General features: G+C 72.5%; 17 protein-coding genes and 2 tRNA genes. 6 read left to right on the top strand and 13 right to left on the bottom strand.

Annotated features, from left to right (window positions below; translation table 11 throughout):
• Positions 1–6 precede the first annotated feature (6 nt).
• The 8 genes from LO772_RS23730 to LO772_RS23695 form a co-directional block, all read right to left on the bottom strand.
• On the bottom strand, positions 7–852 hold the full coding sequence (locus tag LO772_RS23730; RefSeq protein ID WP_231774048.1) for a GNAT family N-acetyltransferase: 846 nt from the start codon (positions 850–852) through the stop codon (positions 7–9).
• 77 nt (positions 853–929) lie between these two features.
• Complete coding sequence (locus LO772_RS23725; protein ID WP_231779691.1) at positions 930–2240, bottom strand: alpha/beta hydrolase; 1311 nt, start codon at positions 2238–2240, stop codon at positions 930–932.
• 393 nt (positions 2241–2633) lie between these two features.
• A complete protein-coding gene (locus LO772_RS23720; RefSeq protein WP_231774047.1) occupies positions 2634–4142 on the bottom strand; it encodes an alpha/beta hydrolase in 1509 nt (502 codons plus the stop codon).
• A gap of 208 nt (positions 4143–4350) precedes the next feature.
• Positions 4351–5508 carry a flavodoxin-dependent (E)-4-hydroxy-3-methylbut-2-enyl-diphosphate synthase gene (gene ispG / locus LO772_RS23715; protein ID WP_231774046.1) on the bottom strand — a complete coding sequence of 386 codons (1158 nt, stop codon included), beginning with the start codon at positions 5506–5508 and terminating at the stop codon, positions 4351–4353.
• A gap of 169 nt (positions 5509–5677) precedes the next feature.
• Positions 5678–6979, bottom strand: coding sequence for a M50 family metallopeptidase (locus tag LO772_RS23710; protein WP_231774045.1), 1302 nt, complete (start codon positions 6977–6979; stop codon positions 5678–5680).
• The gene (dxr, locus tag LO772_RS23705) at positions 6976–8244 is read right to left on the bottom strand and encodes a 1-deoxy-D-xylulose-5-phosphate reductoisomerase (RefSeq protein WP_231774044.1); all 1269 of its coding nucleotides are present in this window, start codon (positions 8242–8244) and stop codon (positions 6976–6978) included. Before dxr ends, LO772_RS23710 begins: the two co-directional genes overlap by 4 nt.
• A gap of 135 nt (positions 8245–8379) precedes the next feature.
• Positions 8380–10290, bottom strand: coding sequence for an acyl-CoA dehydrogenase family protein (locus LO772_RS23700; RefSeq protein ID WP_231774043.1), 1911 nt, complete (start codon positions 10288–10290; stop codon positions 8380–8382).
• Between the two features lie 172 nt (positions 10291–10462).
• Positions 10463–12874 (bottom strand): hypothetical protein, encoded by a 2412-nt coding sequence (locus tag LO772_RS23695; protein WP_231774042.1) that lies wholly within the window; start codon positions 12872–12874, stop codon positions 10463–10465.
• 193 nt (positions 12875–13067) lie between these two features.
• On the opposite strand from LO772_RS23695, the gene gabT reads away from it, so the two are divergent.
• Positions 13068–14423, top strand: coding sequence for a 4-aminobutyrate--2-oxoglutarate transaminase (gabT, locus tag LO772_RS23690; RefSeq protein WP_231774041.1), 1356 nt, complete (start codon positions 13068–13070; stop codon positions 14421–14423).
• Between the two features lie 18 nt (positions 14424–14441).
• On the opposite strand, the gene LO772_RS23685 is transcribed toward gabT, so the two are convergent.
• Entirely contained in the window at positions 14442–14930 is a 489-nt protein-coding gene (locus LO772_RS23685; protein WP_231774040.1) for an STAS domain-containing protein, read from the bottom strand.
• A gap of 560 nt (positions 14931–15490) precedes the next feature.
• Between LO772_RS23685 and LO772_RS23680 the strand changes: the two genes are divergently transcribed.
• Complete coding sequence (locus LO772_RS23680; RefSeq protein ID WP_231774039.1) at positions 15491–16087, top strand: phosphatase PAP2 family protein; 597 nt, start codon at positions 15491–15493, stop codon at positions 16085–16087.
• A gap of 11 nt (positions 16088–16098) precedes the next feature.
• On the opposite strand, the gene LO772_RS23675 is transcribed toward LO772_RS23680, so the two are convergent.
• Positions 16099–17601, bottom strand: coding sequence for a CoA-acylating methylmalonate-semialdehyde dehydrogenase (locus LO772_RS23675; protein WP_231774038.1), 1503 nt, complete (start codon positions 17599–17601; stop codon positions 16099–16101).
• 364 nt (positions 17602–17965) lie between these two features.
• On the opposite strand from LO772_RS23675, the gene LO772_RS23670 reads away from it, so the two are divergent.
• From LO772_RS23670 to LO772_RS23655, 4 genes are all read left to right on the top strand, one after another.
• Positions 17966–19579, top strand: coding sequence for a PucR family transcriptional regulator (locus LO772_RS23670; RefSeq protein WP_231774037.1), 1614 nt, complete (start codon positions 17966–17968; stop codon positions 19577–19579).
• Between the two features lie 51 nt (positions 19580–19630).
• Positions 19631–19701: transfer RNA gene (locus LO772_RS23665), tRNA-OTHER, on the top strand.
• Positions 19702–19717: 16 nt separating this feature from the next.
• Positions 19718–19789, top strand: a tRNA-Pro gene (locus LO772_RS23660).
• 2 nt (positions 19790–19791) lie between these two features.
• Positions 19792–22056 carry a hypothetical protein gene (locus tag LO772_RS23655; RefSeq protein WP_231774036.1) on the top strand — a complete coding sequence of 755 codons (2265 nt, stop codon included), beginning with the start codon at positions 19792–19794 and terminating at the stop codon, positions 22054–22056.
• A gap of 17 nt (positions 22057–22073) precedes the next feature.
• Here the strand turns inward: LO772_RS23655 and LO772_RS23650 are convergent, their stop codons facing one another.
• From LO772_RS23650 to LO772_RS23640, 3 genes are all read right to left on the bottom strand, one after another.
• A complete protein-coding gene (locus tag LO772_RS23650) occupies positions 22074–23276 on the bottom strand; it encodes a geranylgeranyl reductase family protein (RefSeq protein ID WP_231774035.1) in 1203 nt (400 codons plus the stop codon).
• A gap of 66 nt (positions 23277–23342) precedes the next feature.
• On the bottom strand, positions 23343–24779 hold the full coding sequence (locus LO772_RS23645) for a gamma-aminobutyraldehyde dehydrogenase (protein ID WP_231774034.1): 1437 nt from the start codon (positions 24777–24779) through the stop codon (positions 23343–23345).
• A gap of 118 nt (positions 24780–24897) precedes the next feature.
• Positions 24898–25713 carry a tyrosine-protein phosphatase gene (locus LO772_RS23640; protein WP_231774033.1) on the bottom strand — a complete coding sequence of 272 codons (816 nt, stop codon included), beginning with the start codon at positions 25711–25713 and terminating at the stop codon, positions 24898–24900.
• Positions 25714–25897: the final 184 nt, after the last annotated feature.

The raw sequence follows: 25897 nt of genomic DNA, 5'->3' as shown, positions 1-25897 counted from the left end.
GCGCGGTCAGAACAGCACGCTCATGAACGCGCCTGTCTCGGCGAAGCCGACGCGGCGGTACGCGGCGCGGGCGGGCGTGTTGTAGCTGTTGACGTACAGGCTCGCGATCGGGGCGATCTCACGCAGCGCGAAATCCAGGACGGCCGCCATGCCGATCTCCGACAGCCCCTCGCCGCGTCGTTCGGGAGCGACCCAGACTCCCTGGATCTGGCACGCGTGCGGCGTCACGGCGCCGATCTCCGCCTTGAACACCACCCGGCCGTCCTCGATACGGGCGAACGCCCTTCCGGAGTTGACCAGTTCGGCGACCCGCGCGCGGTAGAGCGCGCCTCCGTCGCCGGCCAGCGGGCTGACGCCGACCTCCTCGGTGAACATCGCGACGCACGCGGGCATCACGGTGTCGATCTCGTCGCGGCGCACGCGCCGTACGCGGGGGTCCGGCGTGACGGTGCGGGAGGGCTCGGTGGCGACCATCAAAGGTTGCACGGGCCGCACGTCGCGGGCCGGCCCCCAGATGGGCTCCAGCAGGCCCCACAGGTTCGCGGCGGCGTCGGCCGGCCCGACGATCGACGAGCACCGGCGCCCCTGCCGCCGCGCGCGGTCGGCGAACGACCTTATGGCCTCGGGCCCGGCCTCCACCGGCACCAGATTGGCCCCCGCGTAGCACAGCGACGCGAGCCGGCCGCTCTCGTAGTAGCCCCACAGCTCCCCGCCGAGGCGCCACGGGTCGGCTCCGGCCAGGTGCACCCGGGAGGCGACGAACACGTTGGTGACCGGGTCGCGTCCCAGCAGATCGAGAATCGCGGGCAGGTCGGCCCCGTCGAGCACCTTGGAGGAAGCCGAGCTGAGCACGGACCTCACCCTGCCATCCCGCGGATCACCCCACCAGAGTACGGAGCCTCTGGTCGCCGCGCGCAGCGCCCCCGGTGTCACCCGAACGCGGCTGTCCCCGAGGCGTGGTCGGGCAGTGCGAAGTGCGGTGCGGCGCGGGTCTCCTCGGGCCCGCCGGCGCGGGAAGCCGGCTCGGGCGGTGGCAGGGCGGGGCACGTGGTGTCGGCGTCCGGAAGCTCGCCGCGTGCCAGGTACGCGGTGGCCGTCCCGTCGACGCATTCCCCTCCGCCGACGAACTGGCCGTGGTTGCCGCTGCCTTCGACGGTCACCAGTCGCGACGCCGGGACGGCCCGGCGCACGCGCAGCGCGCCCGAATACGGCGTCGCCGGGTCGCGGTCGCCCTGGATCAGCAGCATGGGCGGCAGGTCGTCGCCCCCGATCCGTACCGGCGGCCGGGTGTTGCTCTGCAGATGCAAGCAGGGCCCCGCGGCGGCGATGCTCGCCCCGAGGTGGCCGTACGCGGCCTTGAGGCGCACGGTGTCGGCGGTGAAGACCGCGAGTTCGTCGGGAGCGGGGGCGTCCGCGCAGGTGACGGCGTGGAACACCGAGTCGGTGTTCTCGTCCTCGGACGTGGGCGTCCCCGTCAGCGCGCGGAGTGGCCCGGCGTCGCCGTCGGCGCGGTAGGCGGCGAGCGCGGCGGAGAGGCGGGGCCACTGGCGGTCCGAGTAGAGGTTCATGAGGGTCACCGCGTCGAACTCGGTGCCGCCGAATTCGCCGCCGACCGGCGTCGCGGCCACCGCCTCGCGCGCGTCGTCCCAGGCCGCGAGCACCGCGTCGCGGGTGGTGCCGAGCCCGTACGCGGCGTCGTGCCCGGCCGTCCACTCCGCCCAGTCCCGCCACCGCGACCAGAACGCGCGCGCCTGGTCGAGGCCGACCGGGTACCACACCCGGGTCGGGTCGACGATGCTGTCGAGCACCATGCGCCGCACCCGGTCCGGATGCAGTTGTGCGTAGACCGCCCCCAGGTAGGTGCCGTAGGAGTAGCCGACGTAGTTGATCTCCTCCTCGCCGAACGCCGCACGGACGAGGTCGAGGTCGCCGGCGATCTGGCGGGTCGTCAGGTACGGGAGCAGTTCCGGCGCGTCGGCCTCGCAGCCCTCGGCGAACACGCGGGCCGCCTCGCCGATCGCGCGCTGGCCGGCCGGGGTGACGAGCGAGGTGTCCGGCTTCGGAACCTTGGCGTAGGTGACCATGTCCAGGCAGTCGAGACGGCTGCTGGTACCGCGCCCGCGCAGGTCGAAGCCGACGATGTCGTACGCCCGCCGCACCGGTTCGGGCAGCACTCGGGCGAACGCCGCGGCGCTGCCGACCGCGCGCGCTCCGGGGCCGCCGAAGTTGAAGACGAGGATGCCCTGGCGTTCCGCCTCCGGCCCGGTCGCGGGCGACCGCGAGACGCCGATGGTGAGGGTGCGGGCGTCGCCGGGCCGGTCGTGGTCGAAGGGGGCCGAGATCGTGCCGCAGCGTTCGCCGTCGAGGGTGCCGGGCGGGCACTCCCCCCAAGCGCACGACGGGCCCGGCGGCCGACGCGTCGGCGGCGACGGTCACGGCGGTACCGCCCGCGAAGGGGCCACGGGCCTCGGACGCGGCGGGGTGCCCGGCCGCCGCGACGAGTGATCCCGCGGCCAGCGCGACGGCCGACGCGGCGAACAGGGCGCGGGTTCCCCGGCGCGGCTTCTTCGTGCCGCGCCGCACGGTTCGTCCGCGCGCGCCGCGGGGCGTGCGCCCGGTCTCCTGATCCGCCGTCACCGGGCGCTCCCCTGACCGGGTTCCGGCTCGTCCCCGGCCGCGCAGATCCGGTCGGTCGCGGGCAGCGCGCCGTCTCGCAGGTAGGCGTAGGCGAGGTCCTCGACACACTCGTTCCGGTCGAAGACCAGGACTCCGTGGTTCCCGTCACCGGTCACGGTGACCATCCGCGCCGTCGGGAGCGACTGCCGCATCGCCGCGGCGCCGGCCAACGGCGTCGCCGGGTCGCGGGCGGCCTGGATGAGCAGCGCACCGGAGAGTCCCCGCCCGTCGACGCGGACCGGCTCGTGTGCCGGGACCGGCCAGAACAGGCACGGTGCGTTCAGCCACGTGTTGGACCACGTGAGAATCGGGTGTGTGCGGTGCAGTGCGTCGGCGTCGCGTTTCCACACGGCCCAGTCGCGGGGCCAGGGCCCGTCCACGCACTCGACCGCGGTGTAGATCGCGGTCGAGTTGGCCGCGGCGGCGTCCGGCGGCGTGTACAGCCCGGTGAGGCGCGACGGGTCGCCGTCGAGGTACGAGCGCAGCGCACGCGCCAACTCCGGCCACTGCCCGTCGTCGTAGAGCGCGCCGCTGACCATGTCGGAGACCTCGGCCGGGCCGACCACCCCTTCGGCGGGCGCCGCGCGCACACCCGCCAGGACGTGGTCGGCGGCCTCCTGGACCGCGTCGGCACGCGCGCCGAGCCCCAGCACATCGTCGTGGCGCGCCGCCCAGTCGGTGAAGTCGCGCCACCGCGCCTGGAAGGCGATGTCCTGCGCGAGATTGGCGCCGTACCAGATGCCTTCGGGACGCGGGTCGACGACGCTGTCGAGGATGAGGCGGTCGACGCGTCGGGGGTACAACTGGCCGTAGACCGCCCCGAGATACGTGCCGTACGACCAGCCCAGGTAGCTGATCCGCGGTTCACCGAGCGCGGCGCGGACCGCATCGAGGTCGTGGGCGTTGGCGACCGTCCCCAGGTGCGGCAGCATGTGCCCGGCCCGCGCGGCACAGCCGTCCGCGTACGCCTTGGCCCGTGCCAGCAGCGCTTGTTCGTCGGCCGCGGTCCGCGGGACGGGGTCGGGTTTGGGGGCCTTGTCGAAGGTCTCGGTGTCGACGCACCGGATCGGCGAGCTGTGCCCGTTGCCGCGGGGGTCGACGCCGACGATGTCGTAGCTCGCCCGCAGGTCGGCCGGAAGGGCGCGCTGCACCGCGGCGGCCAGCCACATGCCCTCGCCGCCCGGGCCACCGGGGTTGACCAGGATCGACCCGCGCTTGGCACCGGTCGCCCGCGCGACGGCGACGCCGAGGGTGGTCGTGGGCCCGTCCGGCGCGGCGTGGTCGAGCGGGACGTCGAGTGTGCCGCACTCCAGCGTGGGGGGCAGATCCGCGGGGCAGCCGCCCCACGCGATGCCGGCGGGCACCCGGACCGGTGCGACGGGGGTGCCGTCGGCGGGCCCGGCGACCACCGGCCCCGCCGCGACGGCGAGCAGTGCGGCCGTGGCCGCGACACACCGGGTCGTCATGCGCCGCCGCACAGCAGCCCCCTTCTGCCGACGCGCCGCGCGCCGCCTCCGTCGATGATTCGCGGTCCGTGACGGATTGGGACACCACACCTACGGAATGTCACTCAACCGGGGCGATGGTTTCCCCCGCACGGGTGACGGCGGGGCCGGGCGGGCATGCGAAGGCCCCGCCCGATACCGCCGGGCGGGGCCGTTCCGTACTCCGCGGTCAGCTGATCTCGACGACCGGGTCGCCGGAGATCACCCCGTCCTTCTGCATCTGCTCGGCGAGGATCAGCGCCTCCTCGATGAGCGTCTCGACGATCTGCGATTCCTTGACGGTCTTGATGACCTGGCCCTTGACGAAGATCTGGCCCTTGCCGTTGCCGGACGCGACGCCGAGGTCCGCCTCGCGGGCCTCGCCGGGGCCGTTGACGACGCAGCCCATGACCGCGACCCGCAGCGGCACCTTGAGCCCGTCGAGACCGGCGGTCACCTGGTCGGCGAGCTTGTAGACGTCGACCTGCGCCCGGCCGCACGACGGGCACGACACGATCTCCAGGCCGCGTTCGCGCAGCCCGAGGGACTCCAGGATCTGGGTGCCGACCTTCACCTCTTCGACGGGCGGCGCGGACAGCGACACGCGGATGGTGTCACCGATCCCCTGCGAGAGCAGCGCTCCGAACGCGACGGCGGACTTGATCGTGCCCTGGAAGGCGGGCCCGGCCTCGGTCACGCCCAGGTGCAGGGGGTAGTCGCAGCGCTCGGCGAGCTGCCGGTAGGCCTCGATCATCACGACCGGGTCGTTGTGCTTCACCGAGATCTTGATGTCCCGGAACCCGTGCTCCTCGAACAGCGAGCACTCCCACAGCGCGGACTCCACCAGCGCCTCGGGCGTGGCCCGTCCGTGCTTGGCGAGCAGCCGCTTGTCGAGCGAACCGGCGTTGACGCCGATGCGGATGGGCGTCCCGGCCGCCGACGCGGCCTTCGCGATCTCGCCCACCTTGTCGTCGAACGCCTTGATGTTGCCGGGGTTGACGCGGACGGCGGCGCAGCCCGCGTCGATCGCGGCGAAGACGTACTTGGGCTGGAAGTGGATGTCGGCGATCACCGGGATCTTGGACTTGCTCGCGATCGCCGGAAGGGCGTCGGCGTCGTCCTGCGAGGGGACCGCGACGCGGACGATCTGGCAGCCGGACGCCGTCAGTTCGGCGATCTGCTGGAGCGTGGCGTTGACGTCCGAGGTGAGCGTGGTGGTCATCGACTGAACCGAGACGGGAGCGTCGCCGCCCACCGGCACGGTGCCGACCATGATCCGCCGCGAACGGCGGCGCGCGGAGATCGGCCGATTCGGCAGGGAAGGCATTCCGAGAGTGATCGCGGTCATAGCTGAGTCAATCCCGTGTGAGGTCGGACGAAAGTTGCGCGGAGCCCCGTGCCGACGGCGTTCGGACGGGGCGGAAGCCGATCACCAACGCTACGGCACGCCGACCGGTACCAGGTGATGGTGCCCCCCGCCGAGCGAATCTGTTGCAGGACCGGCACACTGTGTGCGGCTAAGTCACCTTGACAGGGTTGACGACGTCGGCGATCAGCACGAGCACCGTGAAGCCGATGAAGACGACCGCCACCCCGTACGCCACCGGCATCAGCTTGGCGACGTCGAACGGTCCCGGGTCCGGCCGCCGGAACACGCGGGCGAACCGGCGCCTCACGGATTCCCACAGGGCGCCCACCATGTGGCCCCCGTCGAGCGGCAGCAGCGGCAGCATGTTGAACAGGAACAGGCCGATGTTGACCATCGCGAGAAGCTGCACGAAGAAGATCAGCCGCGATTCGACGGGCAGGTCGGCGGACATGACCTCGCCGCCGATCCGCGCCGCGCCGACCATGCCGACCGGCGAGTCCTTCTGCCGTTCGTCGCCTTGGAAGGTCGCGCCGAACAGCGCGGGTACCTTCTCGGGGATGCGCGTCAGGCCCTCGATGGACTTGTCCATGTAGAAGCCCAGCTCGTCCACGACGCCGCCGACGCCGAGCGTGTTGCGCTCGGTGAGGGCGCTGAACCCGAGGAACCCGGTCTCGACGTACTGGCCGTCGATCGGCATGCCGTTCTTGTCGAGTTTGGCCATCTGGTTCTGCGCGAGCGTCGGGGTCAGCGTCAGCCGCTGCCCGTCGCGCTCGACCACGACGGTGGCCGGGCCCGACGCCTTGCGGATCAGCGGCTGGAGTTCGTCGTACGACGAGACAGCGACGCCGTTGAACTCGACGATCCGGTCGCCCACCCGCAGGCCGGCCTCCTTGGCCGGTGCCGGCTGGTCCCCCGGCTGGCACGAGCGGTCCGACTCGCTGGCCGGGACGACGCACTCGGTGACCACGGCGACCTTGGTGCCGGGCTCCATGACGCCGTACGTCATCCACACGCCCGCCAGGATCGCCACGCCCAGGATGAGGTTCATCGTGGGGCCGGCCAGCATGATCAGGAACTTCTGCCACGGCTTGCGGGTGTAGAACAGGCGCGTTTCGTCGCCCGGCACGACCTCTTCGTACGACGCCTCGCGGGCCTCCTCGACCATCGTCCGCCACGGCGAGGTGCTTTTGGCCTTCAGCTTGCCGTCGGCGCCCGGCGGGAACATGCCGATCAGCCGGCAGTAGCCGCCCGCCGGGACCGCCTTGATGCCGTACTCGGTCTCACCGATCTTCTTGGACCACAGCGTCCTGCCGAACCCGACCATGTACTGCGGGACCCGGACCCCGAAGAGCTTGCCCATGGCCAGGTGCCCGGCCTCGTGCCAGGCGATCGAGAACAGCAGGCCGATCACGAAGACGACGATGCCGATCACGGTCATGACCATCGTCATCGGGCAGCTCCCAAGGTGTCGGCGACCAGTTCGCGGGCCCGGTGGCGGGCCCACCGCTCGGCATCGAGGACGTCCTCCAGTGTGAGGCTTTGCCCCGCACTCCCCCGCACGTCGTGCTCGCCCAGTACCCGCGCGACGGTGTCGACGATGCCGAGGAACGGCAGCCCACCGGCCACGAACGAGTCCACGCACTCCTCGTTGGCCGCGTTGAACACCGCGGGAGCGGTGCCGCCGGTCGACCCGGCCGCGCACGCGAGCGCGACCGACGGGAAGGCGTCGTTGTCGAGCGGGAAGAACTCCCAGCTCTGCGCCTTCGTCCAGTCGATCGGGGCGGCGGCCTCCGGCACGCGGTCCGGCCAGCCGAGGGCGAGCGCGATCGGCAGCCGCATGTTGGGCGGGCCGGCCTGCGCGAGGGTCGAACCGTCCACGAACTCGACCATCGAGTGCACGATCGACTGCGGGTGCACCACGACCTCGATCCGCTCGAAGGGAATGTCGTAGAGCAGGTGCGCCTCGATGACCTCCAGGCCCTTGTTGACCAGCGTCGCCGAGTTGATCGTGATGACCGGGCCCATGTCCCAGGTCGGGTGGGCCATGGCCTGGGCCGGGGTCACATCGCCCAGGTCCGCCCGCGAGCGCCCCCGGAACGGGCCGCCGCTCGCCGTCACGACGAGCTTGCGCACCTGGTCGTAGCGGCCCCCGCGCAGGCACTGGAACAGCGCCGAGTGCTCCGAGTCGACCGGCACGATCTGCCCCGGCCGGGCGACCTCCTTGACCAAGGGGCCGCCGACGATCAGGGACTCCTTGTTGGCGAGCGCGAGCGTGGACCCGGCCTTGAGCGCGGCCAGCGTGGGGGCCAGCCCGATCGACCCGGTGATCGCGTTGACGACGACGTCGCACGGGTGCCCGGCAAGCTCGGTCGCGGCGTCGGGCCCGGCGATGATGCGCGGCACCTGGTACGAACCGGTGGCGTAGCCGCGGCGCTTGGCCTCGGCGTAGAAGGCGAGTTGCAGGTCCTGCGCGGCGGTGGCCCGCGCCACCGCGACCACCTCGACCCCCAGTTCGAGTGCCTGCGCCGCGAGGACGTCGACGCGGCCCCCGCCCGCCGAGAGACCCACGACGCGGAAGAGGTCCGGATTCGCTTTGACGACGTCGATGGTCTGGGTGCCGACCGATCCGGTCGAGCCGAGCAGCACGATGTCGCGCCGCGCCGCGCTGCCGTCGGGGTCGGAGAACGGGACGTACGGGTCTGCCAGGGAGTCCATCCGACCATTGTGGCGGTCGGACGGAGCCTCCCGTCGCACGCCCGGGCGGGAATCCGCCGCGTTCGCGGACCGGTGGCGTCCAGCGGAGGGGCGAACACGGCGGGACGGCTCCCGCGCCGGGCGTGCGAGCGGCGTTCAGGTCACGGTGCGGTGCACGTTCTCGGCCTTGGTCGGCCCCGGGTCGGCGGCGGCGATCCACGCACCGGGCGTGGAGGGGTCGAGCACGCCGTCCTCCAGCCAGCGGTGCCGTCCCGCCGCGACCTGCTGGGTGATCTTCGTGTCGAGCGAGTCGGTGTTGGTCCACAGCCGCCCGAACAGCTCGTCGCAGCGCACGCGCGCCTGACGGCAGAACAGATCCGCCAGCGCGTACGCCGATTCGCCCTGCTCGGGGTCGCGCTGCCGCAGCTGCTCGGCGCGGACACACGACGCGCTCATCGCGAACAACTCGGCGCCGATGTCGACGATCCGGCCGAGGAACCCCTGCTTGCGCTCCATGCGGCCCTGCCAGCGGGCCATGCCGTAGAACGTCGAACGCGCGAGCTTGCGCGACGCGCGCTCCACGTACCGCAGGTGCCCGGCCAGGTCGCCGAACTCCTTGTAGGACGTGGGGACGTGCCCGGCACCCGCGACCAGTTTCGGCAGCCACTTCGCGTAGAAGCCGCCCGCGTCGACGGCCGCCTTGCGCTTCTGGCTCATCGTCGCCTCGGGGTCGATGATGTCGCCGGCCACCGAGAGGTGCGCGTCCACGGCCTCCCGGGCGATCAGCAGGTGCATGATCTCGGTCGAGCCCTCGAAGATGCGGTTGATGCGCGTGTCGCGCAGCATCTGCTCGGCGGGGATGCCGCGCTCGCCGCGGGCCGCGAGGGACGCCGCGGTCTCGTAGCCGCGCCCGCCGCGGATCTGCACCAGTTCGTCGGCGACGCGCCAGCCCATCTCCGACCCGTACAGCTTCGCGAGGGCCGCCTCGATGCGGATGTCGCGGCGGTCCTCGTCGGCCATGAGGCCGGCGAGGTCGAGCACGGCCTCCAGCGCGAAGGCGGTCGCCGCGATGAAGCCGATCTTCCCGGCGATCGCCTCGTGCTCCGAGATCGGCAGCCCCCACTGCTCGCGCTCCGCCGACCACTCGCGGGCCACCCGCAGCGACCACTTCGCGTGCCCCGCGCACATCGCGGGCAGGGACAGCCGTCCGGTGTTGAGCGTGGTCAGGGCGATCTTGAGCCCGGCGCCCTCGGGGCCGATGCGGTTCGCCGCGGGCACCCGCACCTGGTGGAACCGGGTGACGCCGTTCTCGATGCCGCGCAGGCCCATGAAGGCGTTGCGGTTCTCGACGGTGATGCCCGGCGAGTCGGCCTCGACGACGAACGCGGTGATGCCGCCCTTGTTGTCGGCCGTCTTCGGGACGCGGGCCATGACCACGACGAGGTCCGCGACCACGCCGTTCGTCGTCCACAGCTTGACGCCGTCGAGCAGGTACGCCTCACCGTCCTCGGTGGGCACCGCGGTCGTCGCCAGGCGCGCCGGGTCGCTGCCCACGTCGGGCTCGGTCAGCAGGAACGCCGTGATCCCGCGCGCGGCCCTGGGCAGGAACTCGCGCTTTTGCTCGGGCGTGCCGAAGAGTTTGACGGGCTGCGGCACGCCGATCGACTGGTGCGCCGACAGCAGGGCGCCGACGGCCGGGCTGACCGAGCCGACCAGCATGAGGGCCCTGTTGTAGTAGTACTGGCTGAGACCGAGGCCGCCGTATTCCGGGTCGATCTTCATCCCGAGCGCGCCGAGGTCGCGGAGGCCGTGGATGACCTCGTCGGGGATGCGCGCGTCGCGCTCGATGACCGTCGGGTCGACCTTGGCCTCCAGGAACTGCCGCAGGCGCGCGAGGAACTCCTCGCCGCGCGCGACGTCGTCCGCGCTCGGGCGCGGATACGGATGGATCAGATCCAGGCGGAACCTGCCGAGGAAGAGCTCCTTGGCGAAGCTGGGCTTGCGCCATTCGCTCTCCCGGGCCTCTTCCGCGACCTTGCGGGCCTCGCGTTCGGTGACAAGGGCCATGGCGTGGTCTCCTCCTCGCTTACGGGTCCCCGACACGTACCCGGCCCGCTCGGGGGGATTCCGCCCGCTACCAGCCGGTTTTTCCGGCCGGTAGGTACCCGCGACCCGCGAAGGTCATCCCTTGTCACCCATTCGGCGGCGTGTCGCACCGGAGGCGACGCGCGCCGAGCGGTCAGCTCCGGCGGTCCAGCTCGACCAGGACCGGACCGGTGCGCTCGCCCTCGCGGTTGGTCAGGCTGCAGAGCACGTGGCGGGCGCTCAGCTCGCCCGCGATTTCGGACGGGGACCAGCGGAAGCGTTCGACGCTGCGGACCGTGACGCTCTCCGAGCCGCCGCCGGCCTTCTCGCCGAAGAGGGCGCCCATGACCGCGAAGCGCGCCCTGCGGACGGGGCCGCCTTCGGGGGCGCCACGCGTCACGGAGCGCTCCTCGACCAGCGTCTTGCCCCAGTGCTCGGCGAAGGCCTCCGCGTCACGCGGACCGGCTCCCGGGAGGACGGCTTTGCCGCCGACCGCGCCGAAGACCGTGGCGCGCAGGCGGGGGGCGAAGTCGTCCATCGAACGCACCGCGAGGAGCAGGCCGGCGTTGCGCCCGCGCGTCCACGCGAGGCCCTGGGCGGCGTAGTCGTCGACGTACGCGCCCGCGTTGTCGGCGACGAGGCAGGCGAAGACGCCCTGTTCGGCCGCCCGGGGGTCGCGTGCCGCGGCGGCCTGCACGAATTGTCCGACGAGCAGGCGGCCGACGATGCGCGCGGCGTCCGGGTGGAGCGCTTCGTTGAGGGCGACGCGGACGCGTACGGGGCGGTCGATGTGGCGCATCGCGAAGCGCTCCCGGCCGGTGTCGAAGAGCGCGGCGATACCCGGTCGTTCGAGCACGGACAGGCGCTGCACGAGAAGGCGGGAGGTCTCGTCGGCACGCGCCAACATGCGCAGCGCACGCTCGAATTCGGCCTCGCGGCCTTGGTCGGCGAGGGTCGTGCGCAGCGCCTCGATGGTCTCCGGGTGGCCGTCCAGCAGGTCGAGGAGCGCGGCGATCGCCGGGTGGTGCCCGTAGGCCGCCACGTGGGCGGAGATGGCGTGGTGCAGCGCGGTCCGGGCGCCGTCGCGCAGCCGGGCGTCGTCGGCGTCGCCGCCGAGTGCGGCGGTGACCAGGCGGTCGGCTGCCTCCTCGGTGCCGCGGGCGGCGCCGTACGGGTCGATGCCCCAGGGGGATTCGGGGTCGCCGAGCACGATCTCGATGTCGTAGGCGCCGGGCCGGGCGAACGTGCCGCCCTTCGCGTCCAGCACCACGACCGCAGCGGCACCCGCGAGGGCCGACAGGCTCAGCGACTCGATCACCGAACCCAGGAGCGCCTCGGACTCGCCCGCACCGGACGGTCCGACGACGACCATCGACGTCCCGAGCACATCCGGATCCACCGCGAAGTCGACGGCACGCAGCGGGGTGGTGTTGCGCTCGCCGTCGGTCGCGCGTCCGACCTTGACCTGGCCGAGCAGGAGGTCGTGGACGGCGCGGCGGGGGCGTACGTCGCGGGCGCCGGAGCCGTGCGTACAGGCGCCGGCGCCGCGTTCGGCGACCTCGCGGGCGACATCGGCGAGGTAATCGCGGTCGCCGTCGCCGGCCTCCAGAACGCGGCGCAGGCGCAGGTAGTCGACATCGGAGAGACGGCCGAGCGCCGCCTCCTCGTCGAGCCGCTCGGCGGCCTCCGAGAACCCTGCGTCGCGAAGCTCGGGCCACAGGTCGTCGTTCACCTGCTCCTCGCCGTCGTCGACCTGCTTGGCGATGGGGCGCGGGGCGGCGATGTACGGGCGCAGCACGGCCGGCCACCGGCCCCAGTACGCGACGGCGGCGACAAACACGCCGTTGTAGACGACGCGGATCACCGACTGGAGTTCGTGGAGTTGGTGCCGGCTGTCCGGGAAGATCTCCAACAGCAGCCATACGAAAGGCCGTTGCAGCATGGCCCAGGCAACCACCCCGACCGCGAGGGCGACACCGGCACGCTGCCATTGCTCGTTGTCGGGGCGGCCGTTGGCCTCGGCGCGGCGGTCGAGGCGTTCGAGTGCGGGGGCGAGGTAGGGCAGCACGAGTTCGTGCCAGCGGCCGAGGTAGCCGAAGAAGCCGGCGTAAAAGAACCATCCGAACGGCGCGATCACGGGCCAGGCCGGTTTGAGGAGGTCCCGCGTGCCGACCCACACAAACGCCTGTACGAACCAACCGAACGCGGCGAGGGCGATCACCAACCACAGCAACGCCCGCCTGACCAGTGTCGCGTCCGGCTTGCGTCGGGCGCGGGCGTCGGTTGCGGCGAGGCGCAGTTCGGCCTCGTCGCGGCCGTACGCGAAGATGCCGGGGGTCTCGCGAAAACGCGGGGCGAAGACCCAACCGCGCAGGTCGAATCCGGTTTTCGTGACGCCTTCGGGTTTGGCGGGGTGGGGTACGCCGGGGCGGGCCCGTGCGGCGCCGGGGGTTCCGAAGGCGGGTTCCTCAAGCTCCGCGTCGTGCCACCACTGGCCTCCCGGGCCGTCGGTTCCGGTCGTCGGCGCGGCCGTGTCGCGGCCGTCGGCACCCCGTTTGCGTTCCACGTCCATCCCGTCACCGCCGCGTCGATTCCCGCCCACAGGAAACGCACTCAATGTAGTGGACCACTGCTGAATCGTGATTCTCATTCCGTATCCCGACACAGGCGGGAGACGGCACCGTGCCGGTGTGGCGTGGTCGGGTGGCCCGCCGCGATGTCTAGCCTGCGAGCACGTCGTCACGAGCAAGGAGACCCCGATGGATGCCGCGCAACCGGGTGGGCCGTCGCTTCCGCAGGAGCGTCGCCTCGTCACCGCGATTCCGGGGCCGAAATCCCGTGAGTTGACGGAGCGTCGGAGCAGGGCGGTGGCTCGCGGGGTCAGTACGACCCTGCCGGTCTTCGTGACGCGTGCCGGGGGCGGGATCGTCGAGGACGTGGACGGCAACGCGCTGATCGATTTCGGCTCGGGCATCGCGGTCACCGGGGTCGGCAACAGCGCCGAGCCCGTGGTGCGGCGGGCGCGCGAGCAGTTGGAGCGCTTCACGCACACGTGCTTCATGGTGACGCCCTACGAGTCATACGTCGCGGTGGCCGAGGAGTTGAACCGCCTGACGCCGGGCGATCACGACAAGCGCAGCGCGCTGTTCAACTCGGGAGCCGAGGCGGTGGAGAACGCGGTCAAGATCGCGCGGGCGGCGACGCGGCGGCAGGCCGTCGTGGTGTTCGACCACGCGTATCACGGCCGGACGAATCTGACGATGGCGTTGACCGCGAAGAACATGCCGTACAAGGAGTCGTTCGGCCCGTTCGCCCCGGAGGTGTACCGGGTGCCGCTGGCCTACCCGTTCCGCTGGCCGGGCGGGGCGGCGAACTGTGCGCGCGAGGCCGCGGCCCAGGTGATCGACGTGATCACGACGCAGGTCGGTGCGGACAACGTGGCGGCCGTGGTGATCGAGCCGATCCTGGGCGAGGGCGGTTTCATCGAGCCGGCGAGGGGTTTTCTGCCGCGGATCGCGCAGTTCTGCCGCACGCACGGGATCGTGTTCGTGGCGGACGAGATCCAGACGGGGTTCTGCCGTACCGGCCAGTGGTTCGCGTGTGAGGACGAAGGCGTCGTGCCCGACCTGGTGACGACGGCCAAGGGCATCGCCGGTGGCCTGCCGCTCGCCGCGGTGACGGGGCGGGCGGAGATCATGGATGCCGCGCACGTGGGCGGCCTGGGCGGTACGTACGGCGGCAACCCGGTGGCGTGCGCCGCGGCCCTGGGCGCGATCGAGGAGATGCGCGCGTCGGCCCTGGACGCCGCCGCTCGGCGCATCGGCGCGGTGATGAAGGCGCGGTTGTCGGCTCTCGCGGAGGCGCATCCGGTGATCGGGGAGGTGCGCGGGCGCGGTGCGATGATCGCCGTCGAGCTGGTCGCGCCGGGGACCACGGATCCGGCCCCGGCCGTCGCCGCGGCGGTCGCGAAGGCGTGCCACGCCGAGGGGCTGTTGGTACTGACCGCCGGCACGTACGGCAACGTGCTGCGCTTCCTGCCGCCGCTCGTGATCCCCGAGCGTCTGCTGGTGGAGGGGCTGGACGTCCTCGCCGGGGCCGTGCGCGGGGTCGCCTGAGGCGAGCGGCGGACGAGGTCAGTCCGGGCCGGGTTCCCCGATCCGCAGGCCGACGGCGGTGTCCCAGCCGCACAGCCGCAGGATGCGCCGCAGTTGTCGGGAGGTCCCGACGAGCAGGAGGTTTCCGCCGCAGCGTGCGAGTTCGGCCGCTGCCTCGACGACGACGCGCAGGCCGGCGACGTCGATGAAGCCGAGGGTGGTGACGTCGACGGTGACCTCGGCGCCGTCCTCGGCGACCGCGCGCAGGGATTGGCGGACGATCTCGACGTTGGCGAGGTCGACCTCGCCGTCGAGGCGGAGGCCGTGCGGACGTATCGTACGGACGACGCGGAGCTGGCGATCGCTGGTGACCACCACGCCGATGCTCCGGGCGCCCCCGGCGCGCTTGCCGCGGGGGGTCGTGCGGGGGTCGGCGAACGCGGTGGTGAGGCGCCGAGCGCTCGTCGGGGCGGTCGGTGCCGGGATCATCGGCACGCGGTGTGACGGGTAGCCGGACTGTTCAACCACCTTGGAACCCTACCTTTGCGGACCGACGGCGGGCTGGGGTCGGATGACGGTGCGCTGACGTCACGTCACACAAATCCAGGCCGTACATCGCCGGACTGCCCCCTCGTCGGCCCGGCCCCCTGTCACGCGGCGGGGCCGGATCTTCCCGTGTTGTGACGCCGCTCACATCCGGGCTGACAACCGTACATCGCGCGCGGCGGACAATCCAGAGTGCGTGCGTGTTCGAACGGTGTCCAGAGGCTGCAAAGGCCTTGTTCCCGGGCATACCACCTGGTTTTCGGTCTGATCGCGGTCCTTCGGTCCCGCGTGGAGAACGTGTGCAGGCTTTGTGTCGACCAGGGATTCCGGGAACAACGCGGGGTCCCCGCCACGTATGTTTCAGTGAGATGCACGCACGGACCCCAGGTGCCGGACCCGGCCCACCCCCAAGTCCGGGTTCCGGCCGACCCCAGGCCGGCCTTGAGCAAGCCGGCGCCCGCCCCGGGACAACGCCCCCCGTCCCGGGGCGGTGGTCTGTCCACGGGCTGTTTCCGGCGATCGCGCTCGGTGTCCTCCTGGTCGTGCTGACCGTGCAGGCCGCGCTCGGCGCGGGGCCGATGGTCGCGCTCGACGAGTCCGTCCGCGACGGCCTGGCCGCGTTTTCCGGTGCCTCGGGCCCGGACCGGCTCGACGGGGTCATGCACGTGCTCGCGGATCTCGGCGGGCCGCTGCCGGGCGGGATCGCCCTGACGGCCGCGTACGTGTTCGCCGCCCTGCGGAGCCCCGGACGGCGCGCGCGCGTCGGTCTGGCGGTCACCGCGGTGGTTTCGGTCGCCGTCGTCTCGCTCGCGGTCGTCGCCGGGAAGATCCTCATCGCGCGCCCCGGTCCGGACGGCGGGACGATCGCGTCGGGCGAGTGGGGGTTCTTCCCGTCGGGGCATACCGCGACGTCGGCGGTCTGCTACGGCGGTGCGGCGCTGCTGGTCGGCGCGGTGTCGTCCGTGCGGACGCGGCGGCGCGTGTACGCCGGTGCCGGCGTGCTGTGCGCGCTCGTCGGGTTCGCGCTGCTGTGGTGCGGCTACCACTGGCTCGGTGACGTGCTCGCCGGCTGGGCGCTGTGTGCCCTGGTCCTGAGAGCGGCGGCCCGGCACGTTCCCCGGCCGGGGCCGCCGCGCTGACATGGCGGGGCTCAGGTGTGCGTGGGGAAACCGAGGTTGATGCCGCCGTGGCTGGGGTCGAGCCAGCGCTGGGTGACGACCTTGCCGCGCGTGTAGAAGTGCACGCCTTCGGCGCCGTACGCGTGGGTGTCGCCGAAGAGCGAGTTCTTCCAGCCGCCGAACGAGTAGTAGGCGACGGGCACCGGGATCGGCACGTTGATGCCGACCATGCCGGCCTCGACCTCGTGCTGGAACCTGCGGGCGGCGCCGCCGTCGTTGGTGAAGACGGCGGCCCCGTTGCCGTAGGGGTTGGCGTTGATGAGCGCCAGGCCGTCGTCGTACGACGCGACGCGGACGACGGACAGGACGGGGCCGAAGATCTCGTCGGTGTACACCGACATCTCGGGAGTGACCTTGTCGAACAGTGTCGGTCCGAGCCAGAAGCCGTCCGCGGTGTCGTCGCCGTCGATCGGGTGGCCGCGTCCGTCGACGACGAGGTCGGCGCCCTCCTCGACCCCGGCGTCGACGTACGAGGTGACCTTGTCGGCGTGCTGCCGGGTGATGAGCGGGCCCATCTCGGACGCGGGGGCGCAGCCGGCGCCCACGCGCAGGGCGGCCATGCGCTCCTTGATCCGCACGATCAACTCGTCCGCGACAGGCTCGACGGCGACGAGGGCGGAAACGGCCATGCACCGCTCTCCGGCCGCTCCGAAGCCGGCGTTGACGGCCGCGTCGGCGGCCAGATCGAGGTCGGCGTCGGGCAGCACGAGCATGTGGTTCTTGGCGCCGCCGAGGGCCTGCACGCGCTTGCCGTGCCGGGTGGCGTTCTCGTAGACGTACTTGGCGACCGGGGTGGAGCCGACGAAGGACACGGCCTTGATGTCGGGATGTTCGAGGATGCGGTCGACGGCGGTCTTGTCGCCGTGCACGACGTTGAAGACGCCGTCGGGAAGCCCCGCCCGCTGCCACAGCTCGGCGAGGAACTGCGCGGCCGAGGGGTCTTTCTCGCTGGGCTTGAGGACCACCGTGTTGCCCGCGGCGATCGCGAGCGGGAAGAACCACATCGGGACCATCGCCGGGAAGTTGAACGGCGAGATGACCGCCACCGGGCCGAGCGGCTGGCGGACCGCGTGGACGTCGATCCCGGTGGAGGCCTGCTCGGAGAAGCCGCCCTTGAGGAACTGCGGGACCCCGCAGGCGAATTCCACGACCTCCTGGCCGCGCGCGACCTCGCCCAGGGCGTCGGCGTGCACCTTGCCGTGTTCCTCGACGATGATCCGCGCGAGGTCGTCCTTGCCGGCGTCGAGCAGTTCGCGGAAGCGGAAGAGGATCCGCGTGCGCTGCGCGAGCGACGCCTCGCGCCAGGAGGCGAACGCCCCGACCGCGGCACCGACCGCCTGGTCGACCTCGGCGACCGACGCGAAGTCGACCGTGCCGGTCACCCTGCCGGTGGCCGGGTTGTGGATGTCGCCGCGGCGCTCCGCGACGCCGCCCCACGCGGCACCGTCGATCCAGTGGGTGATGTGCTTGGTCACGGCAGCCCTCCGATGACATGCCCGCGAACGCGCCGGCAAGGTGACGGGAAACGGCGGAACGAGAAACGGGTACGCGGCGCGGCTTTCCCGCCGCGGCGGGCGGCGACACACCCGCCCGCGCCAGTCTGTGCGCCGCGAGTGACCCGCTCAAGACCACATCCTGTCGCCTCATCGGGTGATGACCTTACAGACCGTCGGATCCCCGGCGTCCGTTTTTTCGCGCCGGACGCACCCGCGACCGGCGGCCCGGCCGGGCGCGGAACGACATCCGGGGCGTTCGCCCGCACATCCGGGCGCACCAGGAAACCTGCCACGATGGAAGCCCGGAACGGCAAAGCACTTACATGTTGTGGAGGTATGTCGGGTGTTTCCCTCAGTCGCCGATGTCATGGCGCTCGACGTCGTACGTCGCGGAATGCCCCAGGTCGTCGCGGGCACACGGGGTCTGACCCGCCCGGTCCGCTGGGTGCACATCAGCGAGATGCCCGACGCAGCGCGCCTGCTGCGCGGCGGCGAACTGGTCCTCGCGACCGGGATCGCGCTGCCCGAGGCCAGCACGGAATTAGCGCGGTACGTCGCCGACCTCGTCGCCGTGGAGGCCGCCGGCCTGGTGATCGAACTCGGGCGCCGCTACACCGACGAACTCCCCCGGCCCCTGGTCGCCGCCGCCGAGAAAGCCGGCTTCCCGCTGGTCACCCTGCGCCGCGAGACCCGCTTCGTCGGCGTCACCGAGGCCGTGCACAGCCTCGTCGTCGACGCGCAGGTCGCCCAGCTCAGGGAGTCCGAGGCCGTCCACCAGGCGTTCACCGAGCTCGCGGTGGAAGGCGCCGAGGCGGGTGACGTCGTACGGCAGGCGTCGCGCATGGCGGGTCGTCCCGTCGTGCTGGAGAACCTCGCGCACCAGGTCCTCGCGTACGACCCGGCCGGCACGCGCGCCGAATCCCTGCTCGACCACTGGGAGGACCGCTCGCGGCAGGTCCGCCCGGGCGCGCGCACCGGTTTCGACGAGCGGGCCGGGTGGCTCGTGACGATGGTCGGCGCGCGCGGCCACGACTGGGGGCGGCTGATCCTCGTCGGCGACGGGACCTCACCCCCGTCGAGGCAGACCATGCTGCTGGAGCGCGCGGCCTCGACGCTGGCACTGAACCGCCTGGTGGTCCGCGATCGCGAGACCCTGGAACGGCAGACGCACCGGACGCTGCTGTCGGGCATCCTCACGCACTCCTACACCGTCGCCGAAGTCACCTTGCGGGCGCGCGCCTTGGGCGTCCAACTGGAAGGGCGCCGGCTGGTCGGCGCGGTGCTGCGCCTGCGGCGCGGCGTCACCCCGGCCCTCCTCGAATCCCAGATGCGCCTGCGGGACTTCACCGAGACGGCGGCGGCGGCCGTACGCGAACGCCGTCTCGTCGCCCTCGTCGGCGGTCTCGACGACGACAGCGTGGGCCTGCTGATCGCGTTGGGCGCGCAGGACGCCGAGGACGCGGCGCTGCGGGGGTTCTCCGCGACGCTGCACAAACTCGCCCCCGACTTCGCGGCGGACGTCGTGATCGCGGTCGGGTCGTCGGTGGGGGCGGTCCGTGACGCGCGGCGGTCGCTCCTGGAGGCCACCCAGGTCGCGGACGCGGCCCTGCACCAGGGCGGCGGCGCGGCGTTCTACCGCCTGCCGGACGTCCGCCTGCGCGGCCTCCTCCACCTGTTGCGCGACGACACGCGCCTGCAGACGTACGTGGAACGGGAGTTGGGGCCGCTGCTGGAGTACGACGCGCAGCACGGAACGCACTTGGTGCAGATGCTCGCGGTGTACCTGGAGCACGGGCGCAACAAGTCCGCCGCCGCCGACGCCGCACATCTGTCGCGCCCGTCGTTCTATGAGCGCCTCCGCCGCATCGAGCGCGTGCTGTCCGTCGACCTCGACCAGGTGGAGAGCTGCCTGTCCCTGCACGTCGCCCTCCTGGGTCTGGAGGCGCTGCGCCGCTGAGGAATTGCCGTTGCGGCGCCCTCCGCCGCGCTCGTAGCCTCGTGCCCACTACGACGTGTAGCTCAGCAGCAGAGCATCGGGCTGTTACCCGAAGGGCGCGGGGGCGGAACCCGCCACGTCGGCTCGGCGACACCGCGACGACGTGTAGCTCAGCAGCAGAGCACCGGGCTTGGGACCCGGAGGGCGCGGGGGCGGAACCCGCCACGTCGGCTATGGACGAGAACCAGGTATTCATCGACACGGGTTATCCCGCCGCCCAGTTGGCCAAGGCGTTCACGACCGCCCGGCACCACGAGGACGCCGCGACCCGGGAAGCCGCGGCGCAACGGCTGCGTACCTGGCGCGACGTCATCGCGGGCATGTCCGACGGAACCCTGGCGGTCGGCTCCCGGACCCCGGTCGCCGGACTCCCCGCCTGGGTCACTCCCGAGGTCGTGCGCGGCGGTTTCGCCACCGGCGACGCCGCGGCGGGCGGCCCGCCGACCGCGCACGAGCTGGCGACGGCCCGGCAGGCGCGCCTTCCCGGCGCCGACCGCGCCGCGCTGTTCCGCCATCACCTCACCGACGCCGGCCTGGCCGAACTCGACGCGCTGCTCGACAGCGGGCACTACGAGGTCGACGTGCCGGAGGAGGCCGCGCTCCTGACCGTCGCGTGGCTGCTCCGGTCCGGCGACCGGCTCGCCGCGCTGACCCTGGTGGACGAGATCCGGCCGTTCGCCGACCGGCTCCGCTTCGCGCCCCGGCCGACCGACACGCGTGCGCCGGACGGCTCCGTCGTCCACCGCGAGACCGTCGGCGACGTCCGCGCCGCGCTGCGCGCGCGACGGCCGCAGGCCGCCGTGGCCGCGATGAACGAGGCCCTCGCGGTCTGGAACCCGTTCGCCGACCGGCTCCTGGAGCACTGGCTGGAAACCGTCTCGGACGGCGTCGTCGCGCGTGTGGAGCCGGACGGCTGGCGCGAGCGGGGACGCGAACTCCTCGCGCGCTACCGCGTCCTGGCGAGCACCCACACGCTGTGCACCAAGCACCGCAAGCCCAAGGAGAATGTCGCGATCCTCCGGTCGGCACTCGAGGAACTGCTCGCCGACACCGGCCGGCCGCGGCCGTTGAGCCCGCGCACCCTCGGACGCTTGCGGCACGCGGTGGACGCGATGGTCGCCCGCCGCGGCCGGCCCGGGTCGGCACGCCACGGCGAACTGCGCGCCCGCCAGGCCGCCGACGCCGCCCGCGTCACCTGGTATGAGCTGGCCCAACTGCTGCTCGCGCGCCTCGGGGAGACCCCCGACGCGGTCGGCCTCCCGGCGACGGACTGGGTGGTCGCCCCGCTGACCCGGGACGAGGCGGACTCCCTGCGCCCCGGCGTCGCCGCGGGCGGCGGGATCCCCGACGCGATGGCCCGCGTCGTCCTCCGCGCGCTGAGCGCCCCGGTCGCGACGCTGGTCGAGCGCGGGGTGATCCCGTCGGCGGAGGTGCTGGCCGACCTCGTACCGCGCCTCGTCGCGTCGACGACGGCGCTCGACTACCACGACGAGGCGCTGCGCACGCTCGTGGCCGCGACGTACCGGGCGTTCGCGAACCGGCGTTCGCTGCTGCTGGTGAACCTCCAACACCAGGTCGGGATCGACGAGTTGCCCTGGCTGCGGGCGGTTCGGCCGTACCGCCGGCCGACCGGCGACTCGCTCGGGCACGCGCGAACCGCGCTGGTCGAGATCGCCGCGCTGACGCTGCGCGCGTTTCCCGCGACCATCCTGCCCAACCCGATGATCCGGCAGCTCGGCACGCTCGCCCGCCAGGCGCGCATCGACGTACCGTTCACCGAGGAGTTGGCCGCCGACATCTTCATGGGGACGTTTTCAGACAAGTTCCTGCGCGCCGCACACGGGGCCGCCGACGTCCTCGAAGGGTCCTTGTACGCGCGCTACTACGGCATCGACTACGCGGCGATCCGCGCCCTCGGCAGCCGCGGCACCTCCTCGGTGACGCCGTTCGCCGCGCTGTGCCGCGAGCGGGCGGGTGTGCCCCGGGGCGGTTCGTGGGTCGCCGCGAACGGCACGGTCATCGAGCAGGCGCAGATCCTCACCACGCACAACCTCGCGGCCCTCGTGCACCCCGTCGGCATGGACGCGGGCGGCGCCCCCGACCTCGCGCGCGCCGCGTTCGCCGGGGTCTGCCGCCTGGTCCGGCAGGTCGACGGCAATCCGCGCCCGTTGGGGACGATCAAGGACGCCGCGTACGCGTGGCGCCAAGCGGTGTTCTTCATGGCGCTGTGCGGTCTGGAGGACCAGATCACCGTCATGGCGGCGATGCAGGACCACGCCCGGCGCCAGCCCGACCACGCGGTACGCCGCCTCTCCCCCGTGCTCACCGGGCTGCGGCACGTCCTGGCCGGCGGCGGCCTCGACGACGGCGACGCGCCCGCGCACGCCCGCCGGTTCCTGGGCTGGAGCACCGACGGGCACTGGATGCGCCGGGTGTGACCCGTTGCGAGGCGCGGTCAGCGCGCGATGCGGTCGAGCGCCTTCCGGATCGGGGCGCGTTCGACGTACCGCGCGAGGGTCTTGCGGCCCCGCACGATCGACTCGAAGGCGGTCCACGCCTTGGGGACCGTCGCGACCGCCCCGTGGAAGACCCGGGGGCGGCGCGTGAACGCGGCGAGCATCAGGCGCCCGGCGCGCATCTCCCGCCCCAACGTGCCGTCGACACGCGCCCGGTACGCCTCCGTGGCCTCCTTGACATCGGCGTCCGTGCGGGCGGCGGCGACCACGGCCGCCGCCTCGCCGGCCGCGCCGCCGGACCGCAGGGCGAACGAGATCCCTTCGCGCGTCCACGGCTCCAGCAGCCCCGCGGCATCGCCGGCGACGAGCACGCGGCCCCGGGCGAGCGGGGATTCGTCGGTGCGGCAGCGCGTCAGGTGCCCCGAGCTGACCGACGGCCGGAATCCCGACAGGGCCAGACCCGCGACGAAGTCGCGCAGATAGGCGCGCGTCGCCTCGCCGTTGCCCCGGGCGCAGATCACGCCGACCGTCAGCACGTCGTCCTTCGGGAAGACCCAGGCGTACGAACCGGGGATCGGGCCCCAGTCGATCAACACCCGCCCGCGCCAGTAGTCGGCGACCTCCGGAGGCACCGGGATCTCGGCCTCCAGCCCCAGATCGACCTGGGCGAAGGTGACGCCGACATACGCCGACGTGCGACCCGCGCTGCCGTCGGCGCCCACGAGCGCCCGGGCCCGCACGACCGAGCCGTCGGCCAGGCCCACGACCACCGCGTCCGCGTCCTGGTCGAGGCGCTGGACCGTCGCGCCCTCCCGGACCGCCGCTCCGGCCGCGCGCGCGGCGTCGACCAGTGCGGCGTCGAATTCGGGACGGTTGACGAGGGCGAACATCGGCGAACCCGAACGCGATCGCCGCGTCCGCCGCCACCGGCCGCGCAACGTGAACGACACCGCCGTGACCTGATCCATGACCGGTGGCCGGAAACCGGGGGGCAGCGACGCCGCGGACGGGCCGATGATGCCTCCGCCGCAGGTCTTATAGCGCGGCAGGGTCGCCTTCTCCAGCACGAGGACACTGCGCCCCGCCTCGGCGGCGACCCGGGCCGCGGACGCCCCCGCGGGACCGGCTCCGATGACCACGACGTCCCATACGGGTTCGCCGGTCGCGGGGTCTTGCGGGGGCTGCGCGGGGGTGCTGGTCATGGCCCCTGAGCCTATCGATCCGGGAGGCGGATTCCGCCACGCCGACGCACCCGCCGGTGTGCGGCGTCAGCCCTGCACGTACGACATCACGTGCTTGACGCGCGTGTAGTCCTCCAGGCCGTACGCCGACAGGTCCTTGCCGTAGCCGGAGTGCTTGAAGCCGCCGTGCGGCATCTCGGCGACGAGCGGGATGTGCGTGTTGATCCAGACGCAGCCGAAATCGAGTTTGCGCGACAGCCGCATGGCGCGCGCGTGGTCCTTCGTCCACACCGACGACGCCAGGGCGTACTCCACGCCGTTCGCGTTCTCCAGCGCCTCGGCCTCGTCGGCGAACTTCTGCACGGTGACGACCGGGCCGAAGACCTCGTGCTGGATGATCTCGTCGTCCTGGCGCAGGTGCGAGACGACAGTCGGGGCGTAGAAGAATCCGGGCCCGTCGATCCGGCGACCACCCGTCTCGATCCTGGCGTGCGCGGGCAGCCGCTCGATGAACCCGCCGACGGTCGCGAGCTGTTCGGCGCTGTTGAGCGGGCCGTAGTCGGCGTCCTCGACGTCGGGGCCCGCGGTCTTGAGCCGCGCCGCGGTCTCGGTGAGCCTGGCCACGAACTCGTCGTGGACGCCCTCCTGGACCAGGACCCTGGTGGCCGCGGTGCAGTCCTGTCCCGCGTTGAAGTAGCCCGCGTCCGCGATGCCCTGGACCGCGCCCGCGATGTCGGCGTCGTCGAAGACCAGGACCGGTGCCTTGCCGCCCAGTTCGAGGTGGACGCGCTTCAGGTCGCGCGCCGCCGACTCGGCGACCGCCATGCCCGCGCGCACCGAGCCGGTGATCGACGCCATCGCGGGGGTCCTGTGCGCGACCATGAGCGCACCGGTCTCGCGGTCCCCGCACAGCACGTTGAACACACCCGGCGGCAGGATCTCGCCGATGATCCCGGCGAGCAGCACCGTGGATTCGGGAGTGGTGTCGGACGGCTTCAGCACGACCGTGTTGCCCGCGGCGATCGCCGGCGCGAACTTCCACACCGCCATCATCATGGGGTAGTTCCACGGCGCGACCTGGGCGCAGACGCCGACCGGCTCGCGGCGCACGAACGACGTGTGGCCGGCCATGTACTCGCCCGCCGACTTGCCTTCGAGCAGACGCGCCGCGCCCGCGAAGAAGCGGATCTGGTCGACCATCGGGGGAATCTCCTCCGACGCGGTCAGACCTCGGGGTTTGCCGGTGTTGCGGCACTCGGCCGCGACCAGTTCGTCGGCACGTTTCTCGACCGCGTCGGCGATCCTGAGCAGGGCGAGCTGGCGTTCGGACGGCGTGGTCTCGCTCCAGGCCTCGAAGGCGTTCGCCGCGGCCTGCATCGCCGCGTCGATGTCGGGCGCCCGCGACAGCGGGGACGTCGCGTACGCCTCTCCGGTGGCGGGGTCCACGACGCGCATGGTCCGGCCGTCGACGGCGTCGACGGACTTGCCGTCGATGAAGTTCCGCAGGATGCGCAAATCAGTCATGCCGCCAGTCTGCTCCGCCCACGGGGGAAGTGACGGCAATCACACACGCCTTTCGCCGCCCGGTACCGGGGCCGGGCACCCGTCGGGCCCGCCCCGGCACCGCCCTGCCGTTCCGCGATCAGGCTTCGACGAAGCGCTCGCACCACATGTCGAGCCATTCGGGATGCGCACCGGCCTTCACGAAGAAGTCCGAGGCACTTTCGTAGTGCTTGCCGAGTTCGTCGAGGAAGGCCTCCATCGTCTCCGGCGCCGCGTCGCGCAGCGCGGACGACACGGTCTTCGCGTCCGTCGGCATCGGCGGCTGGTTCCGCACGCTGCGGAGACGCAGGAACAGCTCCTCCGCGTGGATCCGCGTCGCGGCGTAGTCGTCGACGATCGACTGCCGCTCGACCCCGGCCACCGACAGCAGCAGGGCGACCAGCACGCCGGTACGGTCCTTGCCGGCCGTACAGTGCACCAGCGTCGGGCCGGCGTCGTCGTCCGTGAGCAGCCGCAGCGCCTGGACGAACGCGTCCTTGCCGCGCTCGATCATGCGCAGGTAGAGGCGGCCCGCCCCGTGCACGTCGACGTTGACCATGTCGAGGTCGGACTTGCGGGTGAGGCCGCCCACCTGACCCGCCGATATGTCGCCGACCCCACCGGCCTGCTCGTCCGCCGCGGCGCCACCGATCCGGCCGAGAAGCGGCATGCGGTGCCGGGTGATGCCGGGCCAGACGTCCAGCGGGCCGCCTTCGCCGACCGAGCGCAGGTCGAACATGTGGCGTACCGCGTACACATCCGAAAGCCGCGCGATCGCGACGTCGGTCAGCAGGTCGGGAGTCTCGCAACGCATCAGCACACCCGAGCGGGTGCGCCCTCCCCCGGTGACCGGCAGTCCGCCGACATCCCGTGCGTTGACCTGGTCCGGCAGATCAAGCCAGTCGATCTCGTGCATGTGAACCCCGCTCTCGCGCAGTCGTCACGGCCCCGGGTCCGGAGATCCGCTGTGCGCAGTGTGACAAACGCACCGGAGGCGTCTCCATCCCCACCCCCACGACGGCCTTCCGGGCGCACACGCCGAGAAGCCCGGACGCGACCGCGACCGGGCTTCGGTTCGGTGACGGCGCCGTGCCCAACGC

This window comes from Yinghuangia sp. ASG 101 (assembly GCF_021165735.1).
GTDB lineage: Bacteria > Actinomycetota > Actinomycetes > Streptomycetales > Streptomycetaceae > Yinghuangia.
Note: the sequence above shows the minus strand (reverse complement) of the source record. Positions and strands in the feature narration are given on the sequence as shown.